The organism is Allobranchiibius sp. GilTou38 (assembly GCF_017565325.1).
GTDB classification, from domain to species: domain Bacteria; phylum Actinomycetota; class Actinomycetes; order Actinomycetales; family Dermatophilaceae; genus Allobranchiibius; species Allobranchiibius huperziae.
Map to the genome: position 1 here is coordinate 447,204 of NZ_JAGEKN010000007.1, position 25,828 is coordinate 473,031.

Here is a 25,828-nt window from a genome sequence, read left to right on the forward strand (position 1 = left end):
CGCGGCGCCTCCTGTCAGAGAGTCACCGTGCGGCCCGCGTGTGATGGCCGTTGGACAGCGTCTGCATTCATCGACTACCCATGAGTGCGTGGTTCAACTGACGCGGTTCGCCCGCAGACAACTCGGACACTTCCCTACTCCGCTCGAACCGATGACCCGGCTGACCGGCCTGCTGCGTGAGCAGCACGCCCAGGTCCCGGACCTGTGGATCAAGCGCGACGACTGCACCGGCCTTGCCACCGGGGGCAACAAGACCCGCAAGCTGGAGTTCCTGGTCGGCGATGCCCTGGCACAGGGAGCGGACACGCTGATCACCCAGGGCGCGACCCAGTCCAACCACGCACGTCAGACCGCTGCCGCCGCCGCCGCGACGGGCTTGGACTGCAAGATCCTGCTCGAGCAGCGCCAGGTCCGCGACGACGAATACGAGCAGTCCGGGAACGTGCTGCTCGACGAGCTGTTGGGCGCAGAGATCGTGCAGCGGCTGCCCGCCGGCAGCGACATGTCGGCCGCGATGGAGGCCCTGGCCGACGAGCTACGGGCCGCCGGGAAGCGGCCGTACGTCATCCCCGGTGGAGGTTCGAACCCGATCGGCGCGCTGGGGTACGTCGACTGCGCCCTCGAGCTCGACGCGGCGCCGGTCGCGGTGGACTGGGTGGTGCACGGCACGGGCAGCACCGGCACCCAGGCGGGGCTGGTCGCCGGCTTCGCCGCGATCAACAGCGCCGCGCGGGTGCTCGGCGTCAGCGTGCGCCAGCCGGAACAGCGCCAGGTGGACGCGGTGTTCGGGCTGGCCGAGCGCACGGCCGAGCTGATCGGCACCACCGTGGACCGGGAGGACGTGCTGGTCGACGACCGGTGGGTCGGCGGCGGGTACGGCGTGCCGACCGACGAGATGGTCGAGGCGACACGGCTGCTCGCGTCGACCGAGGGCATCCTGCTGGACCCGGTGTACTCCGGGAAGGGCTTCGCCGGCCTCCTCGGCGGGATCGCAGAGGGCAGGTTCGATGAGACTGACACGGTCGTCTTCCTGCACACCGGAGGCAGCGTGGGTCTCTTCGGCTACCGCTCGACCTTCCAGTGAGCGAACCGAACGGTGCCCGGTCGCGACCCTGACACAGGTAGAGCCGAGGGCCACAGGACGGCCTGTGGCCCTCGGTCATACCTGTGCCACGGTCAGCGGTGGCGCAGGCGAAGGGTCAGCGGTGGCGCAGGCGGCGGGCCGTGGCGGCCGCGCGCCGGACGGCGCCGTACGCGCGGGGGTGGCCCTCGATCAGCGCGTCGACCTTGCCGTAGCGCAGCGACCAGTGCGCGAGTCGCGCACGCTCGGCGTACCGCTCGGTGAAGTACTCCTCCAGGTGCTCGAGGTAGAAGTCGGCGTTGTTGCGGAAGATCTCCGCATAGATGCGCGCCAGCTTGTCGTGGGTCATCGTGTGGTTCATCGACGTGGCCCGGATGCGGTAGATGCTGTAGAGCTCGTCCAGCTTCACGACGGTGCGGCCGGTGCTCACGATGCGGATCCAGAACTCGTGGTCCTCGCGCCCGTCGCGCAACTTCTCGTCGTAGCCGCCGAGTGTCTCCCAGTCGGCACGGCGGAACCACGACAGCTGGTGGATCATGTTGTGGTTCAACAGTTTCCCGATGGAGAAGTCGTCGTAGCCGACCTCACCCTCCGCGTCACCGAAGCGCTGCACGCGGGCGTGCACGATGCCCACGTGCGGATCGGCCTCGAAGACCTTCACGGCCGCGCGGGCGTAATCGGGGTGGATCTTGTCGTCCGCGTCGAGGGGGAAGACGTATGCGCCGCGCGCGGCCGCGATCGCGGCGTTGCGGGCGGCGGGCAGGCCGGCGTTCTCCTGGCGGACCACCCGCACGTCGTCGCCCAGCTCCGAGAGGACCTTCAGCGTCAGCGGATCGGTCGAGCCGTCATCGCACACGATGATCTCGACGGACGGGTAGTCCACCGCGCGCGCCGACTCCAGGGTCTCCGGCAGCGTGTCGCCGGCGTTGAAGCACGGGACGATGATGCTCACCGGGGGCAGCAGGCGCTCGAGGGTCATGGGCATGAGGGTCGCACGCGCGCAGGTGGACAGGGCTCCGACCGAGCGCGGAATCGTCCTGGGGTGGCGGCGCAAGGTTGTATGACGTATAACAGTTGTTATGACTACAACTAATGAGGCAACCACACCGCGCGGGCGGGTGCTCCTGATCGGGGCGTCGCGGGGCCTCGGGTTCGCGCTGGCGCAGGAGTGGGTACGTCGTGGGTGGCAGGTCGTGGCGACCGTCCGCGATCCCAGCTCGAGGAAGCTGTCCGAGGTCGCCGACGGCCAACCCGGCAGCATCGAGATCGAGACGGTGGACGTGACGGTGCCGGAGCAGATCGACGATCTGCGGCGTCGGCTGACGGGCCGCACGTTCGACGTCCTCTTCGTCAGCGCCGGGGTCACCAGCAAGCCGGAGGGGATCGTCGGGCAGACGAGCACGGAGGAGTTCGTGCGCGTGATGGTGACCAACGCCCTCAGTCCGCTGCGACTGATCGAGGCCCTGCAAGACCTCGTGGCGCCGACCGGCACCATCGGGGTGATGTCCTCGGGTCAGGGCAGCGTGGCGAACAACGAACGCGGTGGCCACGAGGTCTACCGCGGCAGCAAGGCCGCGCTCAACACCTTCATGCGCAGCTACGCGGCGCGCCACCAGGGCGAGGACCGGCCCCTGGTGCTCATGGCCCCTGGATGGGTGAAGACCGAGATGGGCGGCGAGGGCGCGCGCCTCGAGGTGGATGAGAGCATCCCCCACGTGGTGACGACGATCGACGAGCTCCGCGGCCGGCCGGGCCTGCACTACGTGGACTACCTGGGTCGGACGGTGCCCTGGTGACCGTCGCGAAGGACGGGTCCGCTGCCCAGGCATGGGCCCTCATGCAGCAGTTCGTCAGCGCCCAGAACCGGCACGAAGAGCTCGCGAAGGCACTGGGATTCGGCCTCGGCGCCGGTCGCGGGAAGGTCCTCTTCCAGCTCCGGCACGGACCGTCGACCCTCTCCCAGATCGCCGACGCCCACGGGTTCGATGCGCCGTACGCGACCCTCGTGGTCGACAAGCTTCAGGCCCACGGCCTGGTCGAACGCCGACCTCACCCGGAGGACGGACGTCGCAAGCTCGTCGCCCTGACCGACGCCGGCCACGCCGCGGTGGCCACGGCCGACGCGATCCTGCTGCGGACGCCGGGCGCGCTCGCGGATCTCGGCGACGACCAGGCCCGCGCGCTCGCCGACCTTCTGCAACGCCTGACATAGCCGCACGACGAACCAGGTCACCGCGGGGCGTGCTCGTGCGGTTGATGCGCACCGGATCTAGGCCGTCCTCGCCGACCCGGTTGCGTCCACAGCCAGTTCCAGCAGGCGGGTCGCCCACGCGTCCCAGTTGAGCGACGCCTCGTGGTGGGCGCGGGCGCCGGCGCTCAAGGAGCGCCACCGGTCACCGTCGACGAGACTCGTGATGGCCCCGACCGCGTCGTCCACGCAGGGCTCACCCGGCCGCACCAGCAGCCCGGTCTCGCCATCGCGCACGATCGTGGACACTCCGCCGACATCCGTGGCGATGACCGGCAGCCCGTACGCCGCCGCGTCGGTGAGCGTCATCCCGGCGGTGTTGGCGGTCGCCAGCTCGAGCAGCACGTCGTGCTGCAGGTAGAGGTCGGGCAGCGTGTGCCGCGGCACCCGGCCGCGCGCGTCCACCCAGTCCGGCAGCGGCGGCAGGTTGCCGACCGCCGTCAGCGAGACCCGATGACCGGCGGCCCGGGCCTGCTGGACGGCCGCGAGCGCTGCCGGACCGCCCTTGCGTGCCCAGTCGCTGGCGACCAGCAGCAGGGACAGCTTGTCGTGCGGCTCCCTGGGCGCCAGCGTCCGGGGCTGCACGGACGGGCCGAACGGCACGGTGTGTGCGCGGTCGGCGGGCACCCCCTCGCGTAGCAGCGCCCGCACGGCCCAGTCGGTCATCATCGCGAAGCTGTGCGTCGCGCGCCGCGCATCGCGGTCGACGCGCAGCGCCTGACGCACGGCGAGCGGATGCAGCTGGTCCACGATCGGGTAGAAGCTGAGCAGCGCGGCGAACGTCGTGTCACCCACCTGGATGACCGGCTGGGGCAACCGCGAGTAGACGATGTCGGTGGACGCGGCCACGGCGACCACGAGGTCGGCCCCGGTTGCCACCACCCGCTCGGCGACGGCCTTGCCGCGACGCCGGCTGCTCAGCACTGCGTGATGCGGTGAGTAGGTGCGCTCGGTCAGCCGGCCGATGCCGCGCTCCAACAGGCGGTCGGCGGGCGCGGGAGGAATGTCGCCGGTCCACACCGGTGCGACGTCGGCATGCCGTGACAGCGCGGCGTACATCGGAGCGATCGTGCCGGACCAGGCATCCGCGTCGGTGACATCCCAGGGGCTGACGAACGCGATTCTCACCGGGTCATGGTGGCACGTTCGCAGGCCGCGAAACCGTAGGCTGCGCCCCGTGAAGACGGCGCTGGCGGACCCCATCCGGGGCCGGGACAACGCGCTCAACTTCCTGCGACTGCTGCTCGCGACCGCGGTGATCATCGATCACAGCTTCCCGATCTCCGGCCTGTCCGGGCCCCGGCACGGTCCGCTCAGCGACGTCGCGGTCAACGGGTTCTTCGTGCTCTCCGGCTATCTGATCGCGGGCAGCCGGGTGCGGATGTCGGGCCCGCGCTACGCGTGGCATCGCGCGCTGCGGATCCTGCCGGGCTTCTGGGTGTGCCTGCTGGTGACCGGCCTGATGATCGCGCCGCTGTCGACGCTGCACTCCCACCAGCCCTGGGATCTGCGGCTCGGGCTCGGCTACTTCACCCACAACTTCACGCTCGTCTCGATGCACGACTCGATCGGCTCGACCCTCGCGCACGTCAACGAGCAGGCGTGGAACGGCTCGCTCTGGACGCTCTTCCACGAGTCCCTGGCCTACGTGGCGGCGGGCCTGCTGCTCTGGCCGCGCTTCGTGCGCCGGCACGCCGTACCGATCCTCATCGCCGTTGCGGTGCTCGCGGTGGTCGCCGTCTACCTCGCCAACGGACCGGCGTTCCTGTCCACGAACCGCTACCGCGACACGCTGCGGCTCGCATGCTTCTTCACGGCCGGGATGGCGATGTGGGCGCTGCGCGACCGGATCCCGTCCTCCCGGTGGCTGGCGCTCGCGTCGGCGGCGGTCTTCGTGCCGCTCTACCTGGCCGCGGCCTTCGACGACACCCCGCAGTTGCATGCGGCCACCTTCACCCCCGTCGCGATCATCTGGACGTACGTCGTCACGCCGTTCCCCCTGGCATACCTGCTGTTGTGGCTCGGCGGAGTGCTCCCGGTGCGGCTCGGAGTCCGCAACGACATCTCCTACGGGATGTACATCTACGCGTTCCCGTTGCAGCAGCTGCTCGCTGTCCTCGGTGCGCAGCGACTCGGTCTGGCGGCGTTCATCGTGCTGTCGATCCTGGTCACGATCCCGATGGCCTGGCTGTCCTGGCACCTGGTCGAGAAGCGCGCGCTGCGGCTGAAGGACCTCGGGCGGGCGTGGGGGCGGCACGTCATACGCCCGTCTGAGCCACTCCCACCAGATGCTGCACCCGGCGGGCGAACTCCGTCTCGAACGGATGCCCGCGCATGAACTCGATGCCCTGACCGGCTGCCGCCGCCACCTCCTGCGGGTGGTCGGCGAGGTAGGCCGCCCGCTCGGCGAGCGCGGCGCCGTCGCCCGTCGGCACGGTCCAGCCGGCGCCGGTCTCGCGGACGAGCGCGGCGAGCGCCACGTTGTCGAACCCCAGCACCGGCACCCCCAGCCCCGCCGACTCCAGGTAGGTGCCCGACGGGTCGCCGAGCAGGTGCGGCAGCACCATGATGTCGACCTCGTCCCGCACCTGCGGCACCCAGGCGCCGTCGAAGTCCACGTCGCCCGCGAACCGCACACCCGGCACCGCCCGAGCCCGCAATTCCTCGGTGAGCGGGCCGCGTCCGAAGAGAGTCGTGGTCGCGGCCACCCCGCGGCGATTCAGATCGGCCTGCAGCTCGAGGGCGAACTGCGGGCCCTTCTCCGGTGAGTGGCGGCCCGAACAGGCCAGCCGGAGGGGTCCTGGTTCTCGCGCTCGCGGGGCCGCCGCGATCTGGTCGGCACGCAGCCGGGTGTCGAAGAACAGCAACGGGTCCTGCGAGTCGCGGGCATAGGTGTCGAACGCGGCCCAGCCGTTGCACTGCAGCCCGGCCGATCGTCGTACGAGCGCCCGCTCGGCTCGTGCCACCCGCACCGCACCCAGCCGGATGCGGGCCGCGGCAATGCGTGAGCCGGCCGCTCGCACGAGGTAGTCGGTGCGCGCCGACACCGGCACTTCGCTCACCAGCACCACCGGTGCGGGCTGGCCCACGAGCCATTCCCGCCCCGGCTCCAGGCTCGCGAGGACGACGTCGGGCGCCAGCCGGGCCAGCTCGGTCGGGGCGTCATCGGTGAGCAGCAGGTCGCAGGGCAGTTGCGACGGCGTGCTCCACACCGACCCCAGGTTGTGCGGCCCGGCACCGTCGTCCGGCTCACCGCGGGTGAGGAGGGTGATGCGGCCCGGCCAGTGGGCGGCGTACGCCCGCAGACCGGCGATCAGCTTGACCGGCAGCAGCAGGCCGCCGTCCGCGCGCACCGGCCACCCGCCGTTCGGCACGATCACCAGGTGCATCTCGTCCTCGGGGCTCGTCGTGTCGGACCGGGCGCCCCATTGTCACCCGTTGCTTAACACCGTCGCCGTCTCGCCACGCCCGTATAGTCCGGGCACGTGGCACGTCTCGCGGACCCGCTGCGCGGTCGGGACAATGCGCTGAACTTCCTTCGCCTCCTGCTCGCGATCGCGGTCATCGTCGACCACAGCGTCCCGCTCTCCGGGCTGTCCAGTCCGCGCCGCGGGCCGCTCAGCGACGTGGCCGTCGACGGGTTCTTCGTGCTGTCGGGATATCTGGTGAGCGGCAGCAGGGTGCGGATGTCCGCCCCGCGCTACACCTGGCACCGCGCGCTGCGGATCCTGCCCGGCCTCTGGGTGTGCCTGCTGGTGACCGGTCTGGTGATCGCACCCCTCGCGACATTGCGCACCCACGAGCAGTGGAGTGTCGAGCTCGCGCTGCGATACGTCGCCCAGAACGCCACGCTCTACTCGATGCCCGACACGATGGGCCACACGCTCGCTCACGTACCGCTGCCCAGCGCATGGAACGGCTCGCTGTGGACGCTCTGGTACGAGTCACTCGGTTACCTGGCGGCGGGTCTGCTGCTGTGGCCCTCGTTCGTACGCCGCCACGCGGCGCCGATCCTGGTGACCGTCGCGGTCGCGGCCGCGCTCGTCGTCTACCTCGCGCACGGCCCGCTCTTCGTCACCACCAACCACTATCGAGAGGCTCCCACCCGGCTCGCGTGCTTCTTCGCGGCCGGGATGGCCCTGTGGGCCCTGCGTGACCGTCTGCCGTCGTCGGGCCGGCTCGCCTTGGCGGCGCTCGCGATCGGCGTACCCCTCTATATCGCCGGCGCGCTCGACACCGGCCCGCACCCGCATGTGGCCACGTGGATGCCCGGCGGCCTGACCTGGATGTACGTGCTGCTGCCGCTCCCCCTGGGTTACCTGCTGCTGTGGCTCGGCGGGGTGCTGCCGGTGCGGCTCGGTGTCCGCAACGACATCTCCTACGGGGTCTACATCTACGCGTGGCCGATGCAGCAGCTGCTCGCGGTGTTCGGTGGCCAGCGGCTGGGGCTGACCGCGTTCACCCTGCTGGCCGTCGCGGTGACGGTGCCGATGGCGTGGCTGTCGTGGACGCTGGTGGAGAAACGCATGCTGCGGTTGAAGGACCTCGGCCGTACGCCGGCGCCGGTCGCGGCATGAGTGACCCGGACGCTCCGGCGAACCGGCACAGGGGCGAGCCGGTCTCGCGTCCCGCCGGCCGGGCGGAGCGGGCGGCGACCTGGCTGCAGCGAGCCATCGGCGCCGGGCTGTGCCTGCTGGTGCTCGGCATCCTCGTGCACCCGCAGCTGCCGAACAACGGCTACGACCGGTGGGTGGTGACCCTCGCGACCCTGCTGGTCGCTGCTGCCGCGTGGTTCGTGCCCCGTCGGCTGCGACCGGTGGGGACGTCCTGGAGTCCTCGCCGGTGGATGTGGGTCGGTGCGGGCACCTGGTGCGCGGGCGGGGTGCTCGCGCTGTACGAGGCGTATTTGAGCGGCTACCACGTGTCCTGGGACGCCGGGGTCGTCAAACAGGCCGCCCTGCTGCCGCGCACCCAGTTCACCCCGTTCCTGGTGGAGTACTTCTCGCGCTATCCCAACAACGCGGTGCTGATGGCCGTCGACCGGCTCGTGTGGCACGTGCAGCACGCCACCGGGGTGGGGTTCGACGCGTCGTACGCCCTGCTCAACGCGGCCCTCTTCATGATCGCCTCCGGACTGCTCTATCTGACCGTGCGCGTCGTACGCGGTGCGGCGTGGGCCGTGGTCGCGCTGCTGCTGATGGACTTCCTGATCGGCGTATCGGCGTGGATGAGCGTCCCGTACACCGATCTGCTGGCCCTCTGGACGCCCATCGGTGCGGTGCTGCTGCTCATCGCCACGCTCCGGTCGAGCGGCTGGCGCGGCCCGGTCCTCGCGGCGCTCGCGGGCATCGCACTGGGCATCGGCTACCAGGTGAAGGTGACGCCGGTGGTCGGTCTGGTCGCGTTCGCGATCACCGCGCTGTTCGCCGTGGGGCGCCGGGGCCGGGTGGGCCGGGTGGTGCTGCTCGGGTCGGTCGCTGCCGCCGTCCTCGCCTTCCTCGCGGCCTCATCGATCACCTCGACGGTGTCGGGACGGTTGAGCGGCACCGAGCCGCTGACCTCCGGTCACGCCGCCTCGCCGATGGTCTACGTGGCGCAGGGGCTGCGCGTGCAGTACATCCCCGACGACCGGGTCGACATGATCGGCGGGTACGACGGCGCCATCGACCGCGGCACCTACGACATGACCGGCGACCAGCAGGCGAGAGTCGCGCGGTCGGCCATCTCGCGGCGGCTGCGAGAGCTCGGTCCCGGCGGCCTGATGCGTTTCGAGGCGAACAAGATGGCGTTCAACTGGGGCGACGGCATGTTCTGGGCGCACGGCGAGGGGCACGACATGAGCCAGCCCCCGACGCGCACCGGAGCTGCCGCCCGTCCGGCGGTGGCCTGGAGCTTCCCGGGACACGGGCTCTACCGCCTGCACGTGGACCTGGCGAACACCGTGTGGTTCAGCCTCCTGCTGCTCACCGGGCTCGGCCTGCTCCGCAGCCGGTACTCCCCGGAGGTGCTGCTCCTCGCCCTCACCGTCGTGGGCATCGCCGTGTTCGTGCTGCTCTTCCAGGGCCGTTCGCGGTATCTGATCGGGCATGTGCCGGTCCTGATCGCCCTGGCGTGCGCGCTCGCTCCGCGCCCGACTGCCCCCTCTCCGACGGCAGAACGACGGATGCAGCACGCCCGTTCGTTCGTGGGGCGCCGTTAACATGGCGTCGCCGATCGAATGGTCGGCGGCACGGGCGATGACAAGGGACACAACGTGACGAAGCGGGCCCTGATCCTCGGGATCACCGGGCAGGACGGGTCCTACCTCGCGGAGTTCCTGCTCGGCAAGGGGTACGAGGTGCACGGCATCATCCGCCGGGCCTCGACCTTCAACACCCACCGGATCGACCACCTCTACCAGGACCCGCACGAGGATGCGCCGCGGATGATCCTGCACTACGGCGAGCTGTCCGACGGGGTGCGGCTGCTGCGGCTGCTCTACGACATCCAGCCCGACGAGGTCTACAACCTCGCGGCCCAGTCGCACGTGCGGGTCAGCTTCGACGAACCGGTCTTCACCGGCGACGTCACCGGCCTGGGCGCCTCCCGCCTGCTCGAGGCAGTTCGTATGAGTGGGGTGCACTGCCGTTACTACCAGGCCTCCACCTCCGAGCTGTACGGCGCGACGCCGCCCCCGCAGGACGAGGACACCCCGTTCCACCCCCGCTCGCCGTACGGCGCGGCCAAGCTCTACGCGTACTGGATGACGCGCAACTACCGCGAGGCCTACGACATGTACGCCGTCAACGGGATCCTCTTCAACCACGAGTCGCCGCGCCGGGGCGAGACGTTCGTGACGCGCAAGATCACCCGGGCCGTCGCGCGGATCAAGGCGGGCACCGAGCACGAGGTCTACCTCGGCAACCTCGACGCGATCCGCGACTGGGGTTACGCACCGGAGTTTGTCGAGGGCATGTGGCGGATGCTGCAGGCCGACACCCCCAAGGACTACGTGCTGGCGACCGGGCAGCCCTGCAGCGTGCAGGAATTCGTGCAGACGGCGTTCGAGCACGCTGGACTGGACTGGGAGGATCACGTGCGGTTCGACGAGCGCTATCTACGTCCCTCCGAGGTCGACGCTCTCGTCGGAGATCCCGGCAAGGCCGAGCGCGAACTCGGTTGGAAGGCGCGCGTGCACTCCGGCGAGCTGGCTCGCATCATGGTCGACGCGGACATCGCAGCGCTGGCGCACGAGGGCGGCGCGTGGATCGACCAGGCGGTCGTGCCGCAGTGGCCGACGCTGCGGTCCGTGACTCCGTGAGCAGGACAGGGATGGTGACGCTGTGACGTCCGCTGTCACACGGACCAATCTGCGCGGGGCGCGCATCGTGGTCACCGGTGGACACGGCTTCCTGGGCGGACACGTCAGTGATGTGCTGCGCGAACGCGGCGCCGACGTCGTGGCACTCGGCTCGGCCGACTACGACCTGCGCGAACAGTCAGCCGTACGAGCCCTCTACGCCGACCTCGCACCGGACCAGGTGGTGCACGTCGCCGCTGCGGTTGGCGGTATCGGTGCGAACGTCGCCAACCCCGGCCGCTTCCTCTACGAGAACGCGGTGATGGGTCTGATGCTGCTGGAGGAGGGTCGGCGCGCCGGACTGGGCAAGTTCGTGCTGGCGTCGACCACCTGCACCTACGCGACCGATGCTCCGCTGCCGCTGCGGGAGGATGACATCTGGTCGGGGCCGCCCGCCCCTGCCACGGGCGCGTACGGGATGGCCAAACGGCTGCTGCACGAGGCATGTGAGACCTATCACCGCCAGTACGACGTGGACTCCGCCGTGCTCGTGCTGTCCAACCTCTACGGCCCGCGCGACCACTTCGACGGGCAGGGCACTCATGTGCTCCCGGCGCTGATCCGGCGGTACGCCGACGCGGTCCGCGAGGACACGGCGTACGTGACCAACTGGGGCAGCGGCCGCGCCACGCGGGAGTTCCTGCACGTGCGTGACGGGGCGCGGGCGGTGGCTCTGGCATGCGAGACGCCGGTGGGTCCGGCCCCGATCAACTTCGGCACGGGGATCGAGACCTCCATCGCCGAGCTCGCCGGACTGGTGCAGGACGCAGTCGGGTACACCGGCGAAGTGCGTTGGGACACCAGTAAACCCGAGGGCCAGCCGACGCGGTACAGCGACGTGACCCGTGCCCGCGAGCTGCTCGGCTTCAGCGCGCGGATGCCGCTTGCGGACGGCGTACGGGAGACCGTCGACTGGTTCCTCGCTCAGCAGCCCGCGGAGGTCTGAGATGGCGATCGCCCGCCCGGGCGACGGGATCCAGGGGGCTCTTCTCGGCCCGCTGAAGAGCAGGGCATTCGGGCTGCTGCGCCGCGGTGACCGCGACGTCATGTGGACCATCCCCGGCCTGGGCCTCGGCAACTTCCTCTATCAGTGGCTGTGGGCGCACGCCGGCCAGCAGCAGGGGCTGGACCGTCGGGTGCTGGAGCAACCGGAGATGCGCGAGTGGTACGACGTGTTCCCCGGGGTGCGGGAGCGGCTCATCGTCCCGCGCTCGCAGGTGCGGATGACCGATCGGCGTACCGCCGGCAGCTACAGCGTCTTCGCCGACAACAGCCCGGGCGAGATCGACGCCTTCGCCCGCGACCTGCTGCTCACGGCGCCGGTCTTCGCCGACGTGCTGCCGCCGACGAGTGCTCCCGCCGACGTCGTGCTGCACATCCGCCGCGGCAGCTACTACACCGATGAGTCGTTGCGGCGCTACTACGGGATGGATGTGCCCGGATACCTGCGGGTGGCGCTCGAGGGCAGCACGCGGCAGGACGGCCCGATCGGACGCATCACGGTGTTGTCCAACGACCAGGCGTGGTGTCGCGACCAGCTCGGCTGGCTGGGCGAATTCGCCGGCACCGTGCGCCACGGCGACCCCACGGCCTCGGCGGCGGAGGACTTCCGTGATCTTGCACTGGCGCGGCGCAGCGTGCTCGGCAACTCCACGTTCGCCTACTGGGCGGGGTACCTGTCCAACGTGATCCACGGTGACAACCACGCCCAGGTGTGGGCGCCGCTCTTCCACATCCGCGAGCCGAAATGGCAGGCCGTGCAACTGGATCCGCGATGGAGCATCGTCGCGGACATTCCCGGCGGGTGGGAGGAGAAGGTGTGAACGCGCTGATCCTGCTCACGGCCGCGGTGACGCCGGACCCGGCGTTCCTCGCCGGCGATGCGTCGTTCCGGATGACCCTCGCGGACCCGCAGGTGCGCGCCGGGCAGTACCGCGCCGCGGTCGATCACTGGTCCGGCGTCGCGCACGCCGTCGGTGGGCGGGTGGCCGTGGTCGAGACCTCCGGCGCCGATCGGGGTGACGTGACCCGGCGCACCGACGTCGGGTACGTGTCGTACTCCCTACCCGCAGCGCTGGCCTCCGGTGGCAAAGGCGCGATCGAGGCGGCGGCGATCGACCACGCGCTGGACACCCTCGATCCCGCGCCCGACACGGTGCTGGTCAAGGTGACCGGCAGGCTGCTCGTGGAGAACGCGGCGCGGGTGATCGGCCCGGTCGGCGACGCCACGGTGCAGGTGCGGCGCAGTCTGGACCGCGCGTTCGCTGACACCCGACTCGTGGTGACGACGGTCGGCACCTGGCGCGAGCACCTGAGCGGGATGAGCGCGGAGGTCGACGACGACCGCGCCCGATGGGTGGAGCGGGTCGCCGCCCAGCGCCTGATCGTCGGTGAGTACGCCGGCACCCTCACGGTGCAGCGCTTCCCGGACCCGCCGCGGTTCGTGGGTGCGTCCGGCACGACGGGGGCGAGGTACGACGGGTGGCGCGCACGCGTCGTACCCCCTGTCGTCCAACGCAAGGCCGAAGGCGCGGTGCGCCGGCTGCTCGGTGGACGGTTGGTCTGATATGGCGCGCAGTGCTCTGCTGCTGAGTGGGGCGGACCTGGCCCGCTGGCGCCGCGAACACGCCGCGGGTGATCGGCCGGCGGCGTTGCCGTACGGCGCGGAGGCGTTGGAGCAGAACGGTTTTCGCGTCGACGGCGTTCAGTTGAGCGACCGGCGAGTGGCGACCAAGGCCCGCGACGTGGTCGAGCATCGACTCGGCATTCCCGTCGCACGCACGGTCAAGGGTGCGGTCAAGGTGGCTCGCGCCGACCTGGTGATCGCGTCCCTGGAGCGCGAGGCGATCGCCATGTCCGCGCTGCGGCGTGCGCACGTGCCGCCATACCGACGGGCCCCGCTCGTCGCGCTGACCTGCTGGTTGGCCGACGACGCCCGCGGCGCCGACGAGGCGACTCGGGCACAGCTCCTTGCTCGCTTCGCGAACGTCGACGCGTTCGTCTACTGGAGCCGAAACCAGACACCGATCCTGCGCGAGCTCGGGATCGCCGAGCGCAAGCTGGTGCCCGTGGGCTTCTGCGCGGACACCGACTACTTCACGCCGGACCCGTCCGTCCCGCAGGACATCGAGCTGCTGGCGGTCGGGCAGGACGGTGGGCGCGACTACGCGACGCTCTTCGACGCGGTACGCGGCACGGGCCTGGTCGTCGACATCGTCTGCCCGGTGAGTTACCTGCCGCCGGACATCCCACAGGAGAACGTGCGGCTGCACGGCGTCGTCGACAGCCGCGCGTACGCCGCCATGCTGCGTCGCGCGAAGGTGGTGGTCGTACCGACCCATGAGCGCGCGTACCCCACCGGGCAGAGCGTGGCGCTGGAGGCGAGCGCGACCGGCGCCTGCGTGGTCGTGACCGGCTCGACCCCGCTGCGTGAGTACTTCACCCACGAGCAGGACGCGCTGCTGGTGGACGTGCACGATCCCGCCGACCTGCGGGCCCGGCTGCGGCAGGCGCTCGGCGACGAGGCGCTCCGCCGACGGGTGGGCGCGGGCGCCAGGGCGAACGTCACCGGCCGCTTCACCGCCGACATCATGTGGCGCGACATCCTGACCGCGCTGCGCAACCGCGAGCTCCTGCCCGCCTGAACGCCGCGCTCCGTGCAGGGGTGAGGAGATGCGCGGTAAGGACGGGTCACCAGGTCCGTATCAGCGCGGATCTCCTCCCGCTGTATACGCGCCGCCCCCTCAGTTACGGCGCAGCAGGCGTTTGGCCAGCGGTGCGGCCTGGTGGAGCCTGTTCTCGATGAAGCCGTAGCGCTGCTTCCAGTGCTGCAGCGTGTCCCACTGGTCGCGGCGGATGCGGATGAGCTGCTCGATGTTGTCCAGGTAGTACTGGGGGTGCGCCCGGATGATCTCGGCCAGGGCGCGCACGGTGTCTTCCTCGGCCATGCCTCCGGTGATCGAGTCGGATCGCTGCCGGTAGTGATAGAGCACGCTGTCCAGTCGGTACGCCGTCCGCCCCAGCTCGAGGATCGAGAGCCACAGGTCGTGGTCCTCCAAGCGCACCTGGTGGTATCCGCCCACAGCGGCCCAGTCCTCTTTACGGAACATGGAACAGGCCGGAATCTGGTTGCCGGTCAACATGATCCCGACGTCGAACTGCCCCAGCTCCCACGGTCCGGTCACCGCTCCGAACATGTCGGCGCGGGGGTAGACGATGCCCAGCTCGGGCCGCGCGTCCAACTCGGCTGCGGCCAGCGCTGCGTATTCCGGCTCGACCATGTCGTCGGCGTCGACGGGCAGGATGTAGGTGCCGCGCGCTGCTGCCACGCCGGTGTTGCGCGCGCCGGGGAGGCCCTGGTTCTCCTGGTGGATGACGCGCACGCCGAGCGCTTCCACCTCGTCGAGCACCCGCAGCGTCGCGGGGTCGGTGGATCCGTCGTCGACGACGATCAGCTCGAGGTCCGGGTGCGTCTGCGCGAGCGTGGACTCGACGGACTCGCGCAGGTAGGCGCCGTCGTCGAAGCACGCCGTGACGATGGTGACCGGGGTGACCGGCCCGCTCACGGGACGATCACGCCGGTGTCCTCGACGGTCGCCTCGAGGTTGGCCAGCTCGACCAGGCGCGCGAAGTGGGCGTTGTCCGCGCGTACCTGCTCGAACGTCCCTCGTGAGGCGACCTGGCCGTCTTCGAGGAAGACGATCTGGTCGCAGCCGCGCACGGTACTGAGGCGGTGGGCGACGATCAGGATAGTGATCTGACCGTGCAGTGCCTGCATGGTCTGGGTGATCTTGTGCTCGGTGATGTTGTCCAGCGCCGAGGTGGCCTCATCGAGGACCAGCAGTTTCGGCGCGTTGTAGAGCGCGCGGGCGATCCCGAGGCGCTGGCGTTGGCCGCCGGACAGCTTGCCGCCCCACTCGCCGACGGGTGCCTGCAGCCCGCCGGGCAGTTCCGCGAGCAGGTCGGTGAGCTGCGCCTGCTGGACCGCGCGGCGTACCCGCTCCAGGTTCTCCGGCGTCGGGTCGTCGCCGAAGAGCACGTTCTCCTCGACGGTGCCGTCCAGCGGGATGACCTCCTGCGGTACGACGGCCAGGTTGCGCTGCCAGCCGCGTACGTCGGTCGCGATGTCCTGCCCGTCGGCCAGAATGGCGCCGCCGGTCGGGGTGTGCAGACCCAGGATGAGGTCGACGAGGGTGGACTTGCCGGCGCCGCTGCCGCCGACGAGGGCGACCGACGTACCGGCCGTCACATCAAGGTCGACGCCGCGCAGCACCTCCTTGTCGGTGCCGCCGTAGCCGAAGCGCAGATCGTGCAGCCGCAGCGAGCGCTGGAACGGCATGGGTGCGGCCGGAGCCTCGTGACGGGTGGTGATGCGCTGTGCGTCGTGGGTCTCGGCGATGACCGACTGGAGCCCGATGCTGCCGACCCGGATCGAGGAGAGGGAGGCGAGCGCGGCGGTCATGCTCGGCAGGATCCGGAAGCCCGCGACCGCGAAGAGCGCCAGCATGCTGACCGCGCGCGAGGACTCCGAGCGACTGAAGAGCACGACGGTCATCAGAGCGATGCCGACGATGAAGACGATCTCCAGCACGTAGCGGGGCAGCTCACCGAGGAAGGTGGAGGTGCGGCTGGCGCCCGCGGCGTCGCGCTGCACCCGGTGGTAGCGGCCGAGGAAGTACTCGGAGTTGTCCTTGAGCTTGATGTCCTTGATCGACGCGAGCGGCTCCACCGACACCCGGAACATCGCCTCGGACGCGTTGAGCGCACGGGCCCCCGCCTCCGAGGCGTAGCGGCGGGTGAGCAGGTAGAGCGTCGTGCCGGCCACCGCGAAGTACGCGAGCATGATCAGCGCCGGCACGGGCATGATCACCACCAGCGAGATCAGGATCGCCACGATGGTGACCGCGGACGTGATCACGTTGATCACGCCGAGGACGACGCCGTTGTAGACCGCGCCGACCGCCCCGCCGCTCATTCGCAGGAACTCCGCGGTCGTGCGTTGCAGGTGCAGGGAGTACGGCGCGTGCAGGAAGTAGCGGAAGAGCGACTCGGAGGTCTCGGCCTCCTGCAAATTGACGAAGCCGAGCACCCACCACCGGAAGGCGATGACCGCGACGCCCTTGCAGACGTAGGTGACCAGCAGCACGACCGCCAGCCAGATGGCCACGGTGTTCTTGTCGTCGGTGCCGAAGACGTCGGCGGCGGAGCCGAGCGGGCCGAACGACGGCGTCGTACCGGTCAGCACCTCCATCAGCGGCAGCACCGTCGCGACCGCCAGGATCTCCGCGAAGGCCTGCAGGATCGACCCGACCAGGGCGGCCACCAGCTTCAGCCTGGTGCGCGGCGAGAAGAGCACCATGACGTCCCTGGGGATTCCGAGCACGGTGACCTTCGCTGGAGCGGGACGGGGCAGGGCGCGCGGGTGCGCACCGGCGACATCGTACGCAGTGCGCGCGTGCGACAGCGGGTTACGACGGGGTGCCTGCAAGCGCCGGTATGCCTCAGCGGGCACCTACGATGTGCCGCATGGTTTCGGTCACGAACGCCCAGGTCGACGATCTGCCGGGGTGGTTCTTCCCCATCGACATGGAGCTCTTCCGGGTGCATCTGGCCCGCAGCGCTCAGCAGGGCCCGGGCGACCTGGCCGAGCTGGGCGTCTACCTCGGTAAGAGCGCGACGCTGATCGGCGGTGACGTGGGGCCGGGCGAGACGTTCACCGTCATCGACCTCTTCGGGGATGACGCGGGCGACGAGCGCAACCTGGAGGAGAACAGCGACCAGTACCCGGAGCTGACCCGGGCGCAGTTCGAGGCCAACTACCGCGGGCTGCACGGCGAGCTGCCCATCGTCGTGCAGGACTACAGCGAGAAGATCGTCGATCACGCGGCGCATGGCACCCACCGGTTCGTGCACATCGACGCCTCGCACCTCTACGAGCACGTGGTCAAGGACATCGCGGCCGCGCGCACCCTCCTGCGGCCCGACGGCGTCGTGGTCTTCGACGACTACCGCTCGGCGCACACCCCCGGCGTCTCGGCGGCCGTGTGGGAGGCGCGCGAGTCCGGTCTGCGGCCGATCGCCGTGTCCGAGGTCAAGCTCTACGCCACCTGGGGCGACCCGGCGCCGTACACCGAGGCGGTGCTCTCCTGGGTGCGCGATTCGGAGTTCGCCCACGAGATGCACCGGATCGGCGCCGACGACGTGGTGCGCGTCTTCGGCGGGTACGGGTCGGCCGAGCCCGTGTGGCTGCCCTGGGTGCCCCCGCGGATGGCGCCCCGTTTCTCCGCGGCTGTGACCGCCGTACGCGGCTTCACCCGGCGTCGCCCGTCTCGCGCGGTCGCTTCCTAGGCCGCCGTGAGGATTCTGCGTTGGGGAGCGCAGCAGGCCAGGCAGGCCAAGCACCGCGCGTTCGTGGTGTGGAGGCGTGTGCCGTTGTCGAAGAACGTGATCCGCGCGAACGACGCCCGGTGGAGGCGGCACTTCGCGAAGCACCCCTACGTCTACGACCCTGCGCAGCACGCGCACACCTTCCTGGCCGAGCCGCCTCCGCCGGACGGAGGTGCGAGCGAGCTGCCCCGGGTCATCTGGTGCGTCTGGACCGGCGACAACCCGCTCACCGAGAACCGGGAGCGCGGTCTGGCGAGCCTGCGCGAGCAGCACGCCGGCACCGACGTGCAGGTGCGCCTCGTGACCCCGGCGGACCTGGACCAGTGGCTGGTCGAGGGTCACCCGCTGCACCCGGCGTACGAGTTCCTCTCCCTCAACCATCGGTCAGACTACCTGCGCGCCTACCTGCTGCACCATCACGGCGGCGGCTACTCCGACATCAAGCCGACCCCGCGCAGCTGGGCGCCCAGCTTCGACCTGCTGGAGCAGCACCCGGAGAGCTGGGCGCTGGGCTACCCCGAGCTGTCGTCGTCGCTGTGCGCGCAGCTGCCGGGCGCGTACGGGCGGCTGGTCAAGCACCACTTCCCGCTCTTCATCGGCAACAGCGCGTTCATCTACAGCTCGCACACGCCGATGACCGCGTCGTGGCTCGCCGCGCTGGAACGCGATCTGGACGTGGCGGTCGACGAGCTGCGGGCCCATCCTGGCGGGATGTGGGGCCGCACGCCGGGATATCCGCTGCGCTGGGGGCAGTTGATGGCCGACATCGGGCAGCCGCTGCAGCTGAAGTACCACGGCCGCTTCCTGCAGGACGGTCGGATGCAGCCGGGGTTCGTGGACTACCGCTGACCCCCATCCGCCGAGTGGCATACCTATCTTTCGAGTGGCGCACTGGTCGGTGAGCCACGTTGAGCGTGGCCCCGGACTCCGAAGCAGAACCGCCCTGGTGAACAAGCACTCATCCATTGGGGTCGGGGCACGCGCCCGGCCCCGATGGGGCTATCAAGCGTCGCTACAGAAAGGAGGGGACCACCCGTGAGCCCCCCTACGATCGCCGTCTGCGACCAGAAGGGTGGTGTCGGTAGGGCCAACGACCTGCTACCACCTGGCACCCGCCGCGGCTCGTGGATGACCACGAGTCCTCGCAATCGACCTCGATTCGCACGGCAGCTTGACCGCCATCGTCGCCAAGAACGGGTCCGTGCAGGCTGAGGGGCTGGCCATCGCCAGTGTGTTCAGCCCGCGCGTGCGCGACGTGGCCCTGGTCGACGTGCTCACCCCGGGACTGTGGGAGGGATCCAGTTGGAGTCTGGCGCCAGGGTGTTCGTCCCTGATGCGTTCGAGTGGGCCGGACACCGAGGACCACCTGGACCACTTCCTCGGCATCGGCACCGAACGGCAACGGGGCCATAGAGTCTCGACTTGTCATGTCACAACTTGTCGGTTATTTACAAGACGACTGCGTATAACCCGCTCCTACCGCACGTAGGAGACGACGGCCATCATGCCTCGGGCTGCGTGGTAGGCGTTGTGGCAGTGCGTGAGCCATTGTCCAGGATTGTCGGCGTCGAAGAAGACTTGGACGGTTTCCATCGGCTTCACGACGACGGTGTCCTTGCGAGGGCCGGCGGCGCCGACCTGAAAGGTGTGGCCGTGCAGGTGCATCGGGTGCCACATCATGGTCCGGTTCACGAAATCCAGGCGCACCCGCTGGCCGGCTCGGATGTCGACCGCGGATGCGAACGGGTTGGACTCGTCGTACCGGCGGCCGTTGATGCCCCAGTCGTACTTGCCCATTGAGCCAGTCAGTTCCAGCGTGCGCGTGACGTCGACGTCCTTGGTGGTGAGGCGCACCGAGGGGTCGGCGACCGTCTGCCTGGCCCCTATCACCGTCCCGTCCAGTGCATTCGGTAAGGATGCCACGGTTGGTCGCCGGCCCGCGCCCGCATCCAAGATCGCAAACGTCCGGCCGGATTTCCCCTCTGCCAGCACCGTCAAGGGCACCGGATGATCCGGCACGGTGACCAATACGTCGCACCGCTCGCCCATTCCGAGCAGCAAAGCATCCACTTGCCGGTGCACCACCGGGTAGCCGTCGGTGTGTGTCACGGTCAGCTTGACCCCTGGGATCCCGACCCGATACGCGGTGTCGCCAGCGGAGTTGATCAGCCGGATGCGTACCCGTTGGCCAGGCGCGGCTCGAAAGGTCTCAGGATGCATCGGGTCGCGACCGTTCACCAGGTGCATTGAATAGCTCACATCTCCTCCGTCGCTCCCAAGGAAAGGGCTTGAGGACGTCCCGCTCCTGCCGCTCATCCCAGACATTCCCGACCCTGATGACCGCATTCCCTTGAACAGAGTTGCCGCCTCAGCAGCGGGCGTCCGGCCGTCGATCCCGTCCAGCCAGTCGTCGAGCAGGACCACCCACTCCGCGTCGTAAGACAACGGCTCGTGCAGGTCGTCGACGATGAGTGGTCCGTACAGCGCCCTGTCGCGCTGCAGTTCCATGTGTGAGTGGTACCAGTACGTGCCCGGCTGCGCCGTCTTGAAGGTCGCGGTGAACGCCGAACCTGGCGCAGTCGCGGCCTGCGTCAGGCCTGGCACGCCATCAGCGTCATTGCGCAGCGCCAATCCGTGGAAGTGCACCGAGGTCGTGTCCGGAAGGCCGTTGCGCTGGGTCACCGACAGGGTGTCCCCGACGCGGGAGCGCAGCAGAGGTCCAGGCAATCCCTGGTTGTAGCCCCACGTCGCGACGGAGCGGGCGCCGATGCGCGCGTGCATCGGCGCAGCGTCCAGGCTCGCCCGGACGGTGCGCCCGTTGCCTGGTCGCGTTGCTTCCACCTGACGTACGAGCTGGGCGGTCGGGCTCACCCGATGAGCTGCAGCGGCGTCAGTGCCTGATGCAGGCGCCCGACGTGGGTCGCTTGAACAGGCGCTCACAACTCCCACGCCGGCGGAAGCGGTGAGCGCGAACACTGACCGCCGCGAAAGATTAGGTCCGAATTGATCCATGCGTTGAGGGTATACCCCTAGGGGGTATGCGCCTAGAGGCGCCCGTTGGTTCGTTCTCCGCAAGGATGTACGGCCAGACTGCCCTCCCTTCGGGGGCCGCGGCCGGGTCAGTCAGTGAGCTCATACCGACTCGGCTGCCGTCCGAGAAATAATACCCGTAAACCTGTACGGATTTGCATAGGTGAGGTCTGTAGGAGTAGACCGGGCTGGTCGCCCACGGGATGTGGGCGCGTGCGGATCAAGGAGCTGCTGCTGATGTCGTCGGTGTTGCACGGGTTGTGGGATGGCGTCGATATGGCGTTCTTCATGTTCTGGGCCACGTTGTGGGCGCTGGTGCTGGGGTTCACGCTGTCCGGCGCGGTCCAGGCGTTCGTCTCCCGGACCCAGATGCAGCAGTCGCTGGGCGACCACCGGCCGACGACTCTGGCGAAGTCCTCGTTCTTCGGAGCGGTGTCCTCCTCTTGCTCCTACGCCTCCTCGGCGTTGGCCAAGTCCCTCTTCGCGCGGGGCGCGGACTTCACCGCGGCGGTGGTGTTCATGATCGCCTCGACCAACCTGGTGCTGGAGTTGGGGATCGTGCTGTGGCTGCTGATCGGCTGGCAGTTCGCGCTGGCGGAGTTCGTCGGCGGCGCGATCATGATCGCCCTGCTGGGCCTCGTGGTACCGCGCGTCATTCCCGCAAGCTGGTTGCAGGAGGCGCGCGACCGGCTGGGCGACAATTCCTCGCCCGAAGAAGCGCACCGGGAGCAGGAGCCCCTCGGCAAGCGGCTGCGCAGCCGCCGCGGGTGGGGTGACGCGTCGGGATACACGATCAGCGACCTCACCATGCTGCGCAAGGAACTGGTCATTGGCTTCGTCGTGGCAGGGTTCCTCGCCGCTCTGGTGCCAACGTGGTTCTGGCGGTCCATCTTCCTCACCGGGCACGGGTTCTGGTCCTCCTTGGAGAACGTCGTCATCGGCCCGCTGCTCGCGTTGATCAGCTTCGTGTGCTCGGTCGGCAACGTGCCCCTGGCCGCTGCACTCTGGGAGGGCGGCATCAGCTTCGGCGGAGTCGTCAGCTTTGTGTTCGCCGACCTGATCACGCTGCCGCTGCTGGCGATCTACCGCAAGTACTACGGCACCAAGATCATGCTGCGCCTGTTGGCCGTGATGTGGGCAACGATGAGCGTCGGCGGACTGGCCGTGGAGTACCTCTTCCGGCTCGTGCGCATCCCCGCACCCGGTCGGCCGACCATGGTGGTGCACGACGGGTTCCAGTGGAACTACACGACGTTCCTGAACATCGTGGCATTGATCGGGTTCGCCGCCCTCTACTGGCTCTACAGGCACCGTGACACCGAGAGCGGTCGCTTCGCCAAGGACCCCGTGTGCGGGATGCAGGTGGAGGTCGCCAACGCTCCGGCCCGCCGCACCGGCCCTGAGGGTCAGACGGTGTACTTCTGCTCCGACCACTGCGCCGGCCGATACGACACGAGCGGCGCGAGCAACGCGGGCTCAGGCGGTCGGCCCGGCAGGCCCGATCATCCGAACAGGTCCGCGACAGACCCGGTCTGTGGGATGGACGTGCAGATCTCTCACGCACCCGCAGACCGGAAGGGTCCCGACGGGGACACGGTGTACTTCTGTTCTGACCACTGCGCGCAGCAGTACGACACACCCGGGGCACGTGCGAGCGAATCGTTCCACGTATGTACCGGCCACGGGACGGCAGGTGAGTCCCAATGAGCACCACCGATCATGAGCACCCCATCGACCCGGTGCGCGTCGCGCACGCCCAGGCGCGGTTGCCGTCCGTGGAAGACGCGGCCCGGCTGACCAGTCTGCTGTCGCTGATGGCCGACCCCGTGCGGCTACGACTGATCTACGCGCTGGACGTCACCGAAGAACTGTGCGTCGGGGACCTGTCCCTCGCACTGGGGGTCAGCGAGGATTCGGTCTCGTACGCGCTGCGTCTGCTGCGCACCGCCGGTCTGCTGGTCACCCGCAAACACGGCCGGGTCGTCTACAACCGTCTCGCCGACGACTTCCCCGCACCATTACGCAACCATTGCCTTCGGCAACTCGTCGCGCTCACCCGCACCGACACCCCCGACGAAGACGACCCCGGCACGAGCGGCGGTATGTGATGCCGGCGACCTGGTTGGTCGTCGTGGCATGGGCAGCTTTGGCGTCGGCATTCGCTAGCGCTGGGACCATCCTGGTCGATATCTACATTCGCGGCAACCGATTGAAGATGGCCGTGATGGAAGCGGTATGGCCCGTCACTGCCCTTTACTTCGGGCCGTTGGCGATCTGGGCCTACTGGCGGTTCGGTCGGACCACCAGCCCGGCATGGCTCAAACAGAACGAGCTCGAGCAGCCACCGGAGAAACCCGGATGGGCAACGATCGCCGTCGGGGTCAGCCACTGCGGCGCTGGCTGCACCTTGGGCGACATCCTCGCCGAGTTCGCCGTCTTCGGCCTCGGGGTCACCATCGCGGGAACCGCGCTGCCGTACGAGTACATCGGCGACTACCTACTGGCGGTCCTACTCGGGGTCGGCTTCCAATACTTCGCGATCGCCCCGATGCGCGGCCTCGGGGTTCGCGACGGGCTACGAGCCGCCGTCAAAGCCGACGTTCTGTCCCTGACCGCGTTCGAGGTCGGCCTCTTCGCCTGGATGGCACTGATGACATTCGTGTTCTATCCCGCACCCCACCACCTGCACCCGAACTCACCCGTCTACTGGTTCCTCATGCAGATCGGCATGATCACCGGATTCGCCACCGCCTGGCCCGCCAACATCTGGCTCATCCGCCGCGGCATCAAAGAGTCGATGTGAGGCTCCAACCGACTCCTTCTTGAGTGTCGTCCTGAGGTGCACCCCCGAACCGACGGTCTGAGATGGCCTGAAGGTTGTCGTTCTGGTTGAGCTACCCGATTGGCTCCTCGCCTGCTCGAACATCTACTCCACTCGCTCTCATGCCACGCGCGCAGGCGGGCGATGGGTAGCGTGCAGGCCATGCCGCCCGCCGCCACCGTCATCGTGCCCACGCTGGGCGGCGCCGAGCGACTGCCGCGGCTGTTCGCCGCCCTGGAGCAACAGGAGGGCACGACGTACGAGTGCGTCGTGGTACTTGACGGACAGATCGACGACTCCGCCGCCGTCGTGCATTCTTGGAGCGGGCGAATACCGTTGCAATCTGTGGTCTTTGCGGAGAACCGCGGCCGATCGGCAGCTCTGAACGCAGGTCGTGCGGCCGCGCAGGGCCGGGTCCTGATCCGGTGCGACGACGACCTCGCGCCCGGCCCGACCTTCGTGGCGGCGCACGTCGCTCACCACGATCGGCCGGAGCCGGTGGGCGTCGTCGGGATGTGCCCGGAGGTCTTCCCCGACAACGCCTACGTGCGCGCGTACGGGCAGACCAACGACGACCTCGTCCGCGAGAGCAGCTATGCGCTCGCCCCGGACCAGGCGTGGCGCCGCTGGTCGGCCAACGTGTCGGTCACCGACGAGACGTGGGACCGGGTCGGCCCCTACGACGACGCGTTCCGGGTCTACGGGTGGGAGGACATCGACTGGGGATACCGCCTGCATGTGCTCGGCATCCCGGTGCTGGTGCCGCGCGATCTCGAAGCGCCGCACCACAATCCGGCGACCAGCGCGACCGAACGCGCCGAGCGGGCCTACCACTCCGGTGCGTCCCGCCGGGTCTTCGAGGCCAAGCACGGATCGGACGCGCTGGGTGCCGACCGGCTGGCGATGGATTCGCCCTGGAACGTCGCGGTGCGCGCGACGGGAGGCGTCCTGAGGTCGGACGGGGCCGTCCGATTGCTGGGGCGCGGCGTCGACGGGCTGCTGCCGCGGGTGCCGCCCTCGGTGGGTCACAAGCTGGTGGCGCTGCTCGTGGAGGGTTCAGGCGTCGCTGCGACGCGCTGAAACGTCACGAGTAGCGTGACTCGCATGGTCAGTGACATCCCGGCATACACCCTGAACGACGAGAACACCCTGCCCGCAATCGGTTTCGGCTCCTATCCGCTGAAGGGCGAGGACGGCACGGACGCGGTGGTGAGCGCGATCGAGGCGGGCTACCGACTGCTCGACACCGCGGTGAACTACCAGAACGAGGCCGAGGTCGGTGAGGCGATGCGTCGCAGCGGCCTGCCGCGCGAGCAGTTGCAGGTCACCACGAAGATCCCCGGCCGCCACCACGGGTACGACGACGCGCGGGCGTCCATCCGCACGTCCCTGCAGACGCTCGGTGTCGACTACATCGACCTGCACCTCATCCACTGGCCGAATCCCAGCGTCGGGAAGTTCCGCGAGGCCTGGCGCGCACTGGTCGAGGCGCGCGAGGAGGGGCTGGTGAAGTCGATCGGCGTCTCCAACTTCACCCCCGAGTTCCTGCGCGCGATCATCGACGACTCCGGCGTGACCCCCGCTGTCAACCAGATCGAGCTGCACCCCTACTTCCCGCAGCAGCAGATGCGCGCGGTGCACGCCGAGCTCGGCATCCGCACCGAGGCGTGGAGCCCGATGGGCAAGCGGCAGGCGCCGTTCACCGAGGACGCAGTCGCCGGGCCGGCGCGCGCGTACGACGTATCACCGGGCCAGGTCATCATGCGCTGGCACTACCAGCTCGGCAGCCTGCCGATCCCGAAGTCGGCGACGCCGGAGCGCCAGCGGGCCAACCTGGACGTCTTCGGTTTCGAGCTGACCGATGCGGAGGTGGCCGCGATCACCGCACTCGGGCGTCCCGACGGCCGGCTCTTCGGCGGCGAC

The 25,828-nt window shown here is 69.5% G+C and carries 24 protein-coding genes; 18 read left to right on the forward strand and 6 right to left on the reverse strand.

The window, feature by feature from the left end; all coding sequences use genetic code 11:
• Window positions 1–43: 43 nt before the first annotated feature.
• Window positions 44–1,084 (forward strand): D-cysteine desulfhydrase, encoded by a 1,041-nt coding sequence (locus tag JOB34_RS11425; protein WP_208052818.1) that lies wholly within the window; start codon window positions 44–46, stop codon window positions 1,082–1,084.
• A 115-nt stretch (window positions 1,085–1,199) separates the two neighbouring features.
• Here JOB34_RS11425 and JOB34_RS11430 read toward each other — a convergent pair whose 3' ends face one another.
• Complete coding sequence (locus JOB34_RS11430; RefSeq protein ID WP_208052819.1) at window positions 1,200–2,060, reverse strand: glycosyltransferase; 861 nt, start codon at window positions 2,058–2,060, stop codon at window positions 1,200–1,202.
• Window positions 2,061–2,160: 100 nt separating this feature from the next.
• On the opposite strand from JOB34_RS11430, the gene JOB34_RS11435 reads away from it, so the two are divergent.
• Both JOB34_RS11435 and JOB34_RS11440 read left to right on the forward strand, forming a co-directional pair.
• On the forward strand, window positions 2,161–2,877 hold the full coding sequence (locus tag JOB34_RS11435; protein WP_208052820.1) for an SDR family oxidoreductase: 717 nt from the start codon (window positions 2,161–2,163) through the stop codon (window positions 2,875–2,877).
• Window positions 2,874–3,293 carry a MarR family transcriptional regulator gene (locus JOB34_RS11440; RefSeq protein WP_347813836.1) on the forward strand — a complete coding sequence of 140 codons (420 nt, stop codon included), beginning with the start codon at window positions 2,874–2,876 and terminating at the stop codon, window positions 3,291–3,293. The genes JOB34_RS11435 and JOB34_RS11440 overlap by 4 nt, the downstream gene beginning before the upstream one ends.
• 57 nt (window positions 3,294–3,350) lie before the next feature.
• Here the strand turns inward: JOB34_RS11440 and JOB34_RS18135 are convergent, their stop codons facing one another.
• On the reverse strand, window positions 3,351–4,457 hold the full coding sequence (locus JOB34_RS18135) for a glycosyltransferase family 4 protein (protein WP_208052821.1): 1,107 nt from the start codon (window positions 4,455–4,457) through the stop codon (window positions 3,351–3,353).
• Window positions 4,458–4,506: 49 nt separating this feature from the next.
• On the opposite strand from JOB34_RS18135, the gene JOB34_RS11450 reads away from it, so the two are divergent.
• Window positions 4,507–5,667 (forward strand): acyltransferase, encoded by a 1,161-nt coding sequence (locus tag JOB34_RS11450; protein ID WP_208052822.1) that lies wholly within the window; start codon window positions 4,507–4,509, stop codon window positions 5,665–5,667.
• On the opposite strand, the gene JOB34_RS11455 is transcribed toward JOB34_RS11450, so the two are convergent.
• Window positions 5,588–6,718 carry a glycosyltransferase gene (locus JOB34_RS11455; RefSeq protein ID WP_208052823.1) on the reverse strand — a complete coding sequence of 377 codons (1,131 nt, stop codon included), beginning with the start codon at window positions 6,716–6,718 and terminating at the stop codon, window positions 5,588–5,590. The two genes, JOB34_RS11450 and JOB34_RS11455, sit on opposite strands and share 80 nt — an antisense overlap.
• Window positions 6,719–6,814: 96 nt before the next feature.
• On the opposite strand from JOB34_RS11455, the gene JOB34_RS11460 reads away from it, so the two are divergent.
• Genes JOB34_RS11460 through JOB34_RS11490 form a run of 7 tightly spaced genes read left to right on the forward strand, consistent with a single transcriptional unit; the run spans window position 6,815 to window position 14,312 of the window.
• Window positions 6,815–7,906 carry an acyltransferase gene (locus JOB34_RS11460; protein WP_208052824.1) on the forward strand — a complete coding sequence of 364 codons (1,092 nt, stop codon included), beginning with the start codon at window positions 6,815–6,817 and terminating at the stop codon, window positions 7,904–7,906.
• Window positions 7,903–9,528 (forward strand): hypothetical protein, encoded by a 1,626-nt coding sequence (locus tag JOB34_RS11465; RefSeq protein WP_208052825.1) that lies wholly within the window; start codon window positions 7,903–7,905, stop codon window positions 9,526–9,528. Before JOB34_RS11460 ends, JOB34_RS11465 begins: the two co-directional genes overlap by 4 nt.
• A 54-nt stretch (window positions 9,529–9,582) precedes the next feature.
• Window positions 9,583–10,629 carry a GDP-mannose 4,6-dehydratase gene (gene gmd / locus JOB34_RS11470; RefSeq protein ID WP_208052826.1) on the forward strand — a complete coding sequence of 349 codons (1,047 nt, stop codon included), beginning with the start codon at window positions 9,583–9,585 and terminating at the stop codon, window positions 10,627–10,629.
• Between the two features lie 22 nt (window positions 10,630–10,651).
• Window positions 10,652–11,614, forward strand: a complete 963-nt coding sequence (locus tag JOB34_RS11475) for an NAD-dependent epimerase/dehydratase family protein (RefSeq protein WP_208052827.1) — start codon at window positions 10,652–10,654, stop codon at window positions 11,612–11,614.
• Window position 11,615: 1 nt separating this feature from the next.
• Window positions 11,616–12,491, forward strand: coding sequence for an alpha-1,2-fucosyltransferase (locus tag JOB34_RS11480; protein ID WP_208052828.1), 876 nt, complete (start codon window positions 11,616–11,618; stop codon window positions 12,489–12,491).
• The gene (locus tag JOB34_RS11485; protein ID WP_208052829.1) at window positions 12,488–13,234 is read left to right on the forward strand and encodes a hypothetical protein; all 747 of its coding nucleotides are present in this window, start codon (window positions 12,488–12,490) and stop codon (window positions 13,232–13,234) included. Before JOB34_RS11480 ends, JOB34_RS11485 begins: the two co-directional genes overlap by 4 nt.
• A gap of 1 nt (window position 13,235) precedes the next feature.
• Window positions 13,236–14,312, forward strand: coding sequence for a glycosyltransferase family 4 protein (locus JOB34_RS11490; RefSeq protein WP_208052830.1), 1,077 nt, complete (start codon window positions 13,236–13,238; stop codon window positions 14,310–14,312).
• A gap of 99 nt (window positions 14,313–14,411) precedes the next feature.
• On the opposite strand, the gene JOB34_RS11495 is transcribed toward JOB34_RS11490, so the two are convergent.
• Together JOB34_RS11495 and JOB34_RS18140 are read right to left on the reverse strand one after the other, a co-directional pair.
• The gene (locus JOB34_RS11495; protein WP_208052831.1) at window positions 14,412–15,233 is read right to left on the reverse strand and encodes a glycosyltransferase family A protein; all 822 of its coding nucleotides are present in this window, start codon (window positions 15,231–15,233) and stop codon (window positions 14,412–14,414) included.
• Window positions 15,230–17,050 carry an ABC transporter ATP-binding protein gene (locus JOB34_RS18140; RefSeq protein ID WP_208052832.1) on the reverse strand — a complete coding sequence of 607 codons (1,821 nt, stop codon included), beginning with the start codon at window positions 17,048–17,050 and terminating at the stop codon, window positions 15,230–15,232. The genes JOB34_RS11495 and JOB34_RS18140 overlap by 4 nt, the downstream gene beginning before the upstream one ends.
• Before the next feature lie 143 nt (window positions 17,051–17,193).
• On the opposite strand from JOB34_RS18140, the gene JOB34_RS11505 reads away from it, so the two are divergent.
• Together JOB34_RS11505 and JOB34_RS11510 are read left to right on the forward strand one after the other, a co-directional pair.
• The gene (locus tag JOB34_RS11505) at window positions 17,194–18,015 is read left to right on the forward strand and encodes a class I SAM-dependent methyltransferase (RefSeq protein ID WP_208052833.1); all 822 of its coding nucleotides are present in this window, start codon (window positions 17,194–17,196) and stop codon (window positions 18,013–18,015) included.
• Window positions 18,016–18,021: 6 nt separating this feature from the next.
• A complete protein-coding gene (locus JOB34_RS11510) occupies window positions 18,022–18,903 on the forward strand; it encodes a hypothetical protein (protein WP_208052834.1) in 882 nt (293 codons plus the stop codon).
• A gap of 627 nt (window positions 18,904–19,530) precedes the next feature.
• On the opposite strand, the gene JOB34_RS11515 is transcribed toward JOB34_RS11510, so the two are convergent.
• Window positions 19,531–20,835 carry a multicopper oxidase family protein gene (locus tag JOB34_RS11515; protein WP_233765307.1) on the reverse strand — a complete coding sequence of 435 codons (1,305 nt, stop codon included), beginning with the start codon at window positions 20,833–20,835 and terminating at the stop codon, window positions 19,531–19,533.
• Between the two features lie 462 nt (window positions 20,836–21,297).
• Between JOB34_RS11515 and JOB34_RS11520 the strand changes: the two genes are divergently transcribed.
• The 5 genes from JOB34_RS11520 to JOB34_RS11540 all read left to right on the forward strand — a co-directional run.
• A complete protein-coding gene (locus JOB34_RS11520; RefSeq protein ID WP_208052836.1) occupies window positions 21,298–22,791 on the forward strand; it encodes a permease in 1,494 nt (497 codons plus the stop codon).
• On the forward strand, window positions 22,788–23,192 hold the full coding sequence (locus JOB34_RS11525) for a metalloregulator ArsR/SmtB family transcription factor (protein WP_208052837.1): 405 nt from the start codon (window positions 22,788–22,790) through the stop codon (window positions 23,190–23,192). Before JOB34_RS11520 ends, JOB34_RS11525 begins: the two co-directional genes overlap by 4 nt.
• Before the next feature lie 116 nt (window positions 23,193–23,308).
• The gene (locus JOB34_RS11530) at window positions 23,309–23,887 is read left to right on the forward strand and encodes a DUF4396 domain-containing protein (protein ID WP_208052838.1); all 579 of its coding nucleotides are present in this window, start codon (window positions 23,309–23,311) and stop codon (window positions 23,885–23,887) included.
• Window positions 23,888–24,067: 180 nt separating this feature from the next.
• Complete coding sequence (locus JOB34_RS11535) at window positions 24,068–24,985, forward strand: glycosyltransferase family 2 protein (RefSeq protein ID WP_208052839.1); 918 nt, start codon at window positions 24,068–24,070, stop codon at window positions 24,983–24,985.
• Window positions 24,986–25,009: 24 nt separating this feature from the next.
• A partial coding sequence (locus JOB34_RS11540; protein WP_208052840.1) for an aldo/keto reductase occupies window positions 25,010–25,828 on the forward strand: 819 nt, incomplete at its 3' end.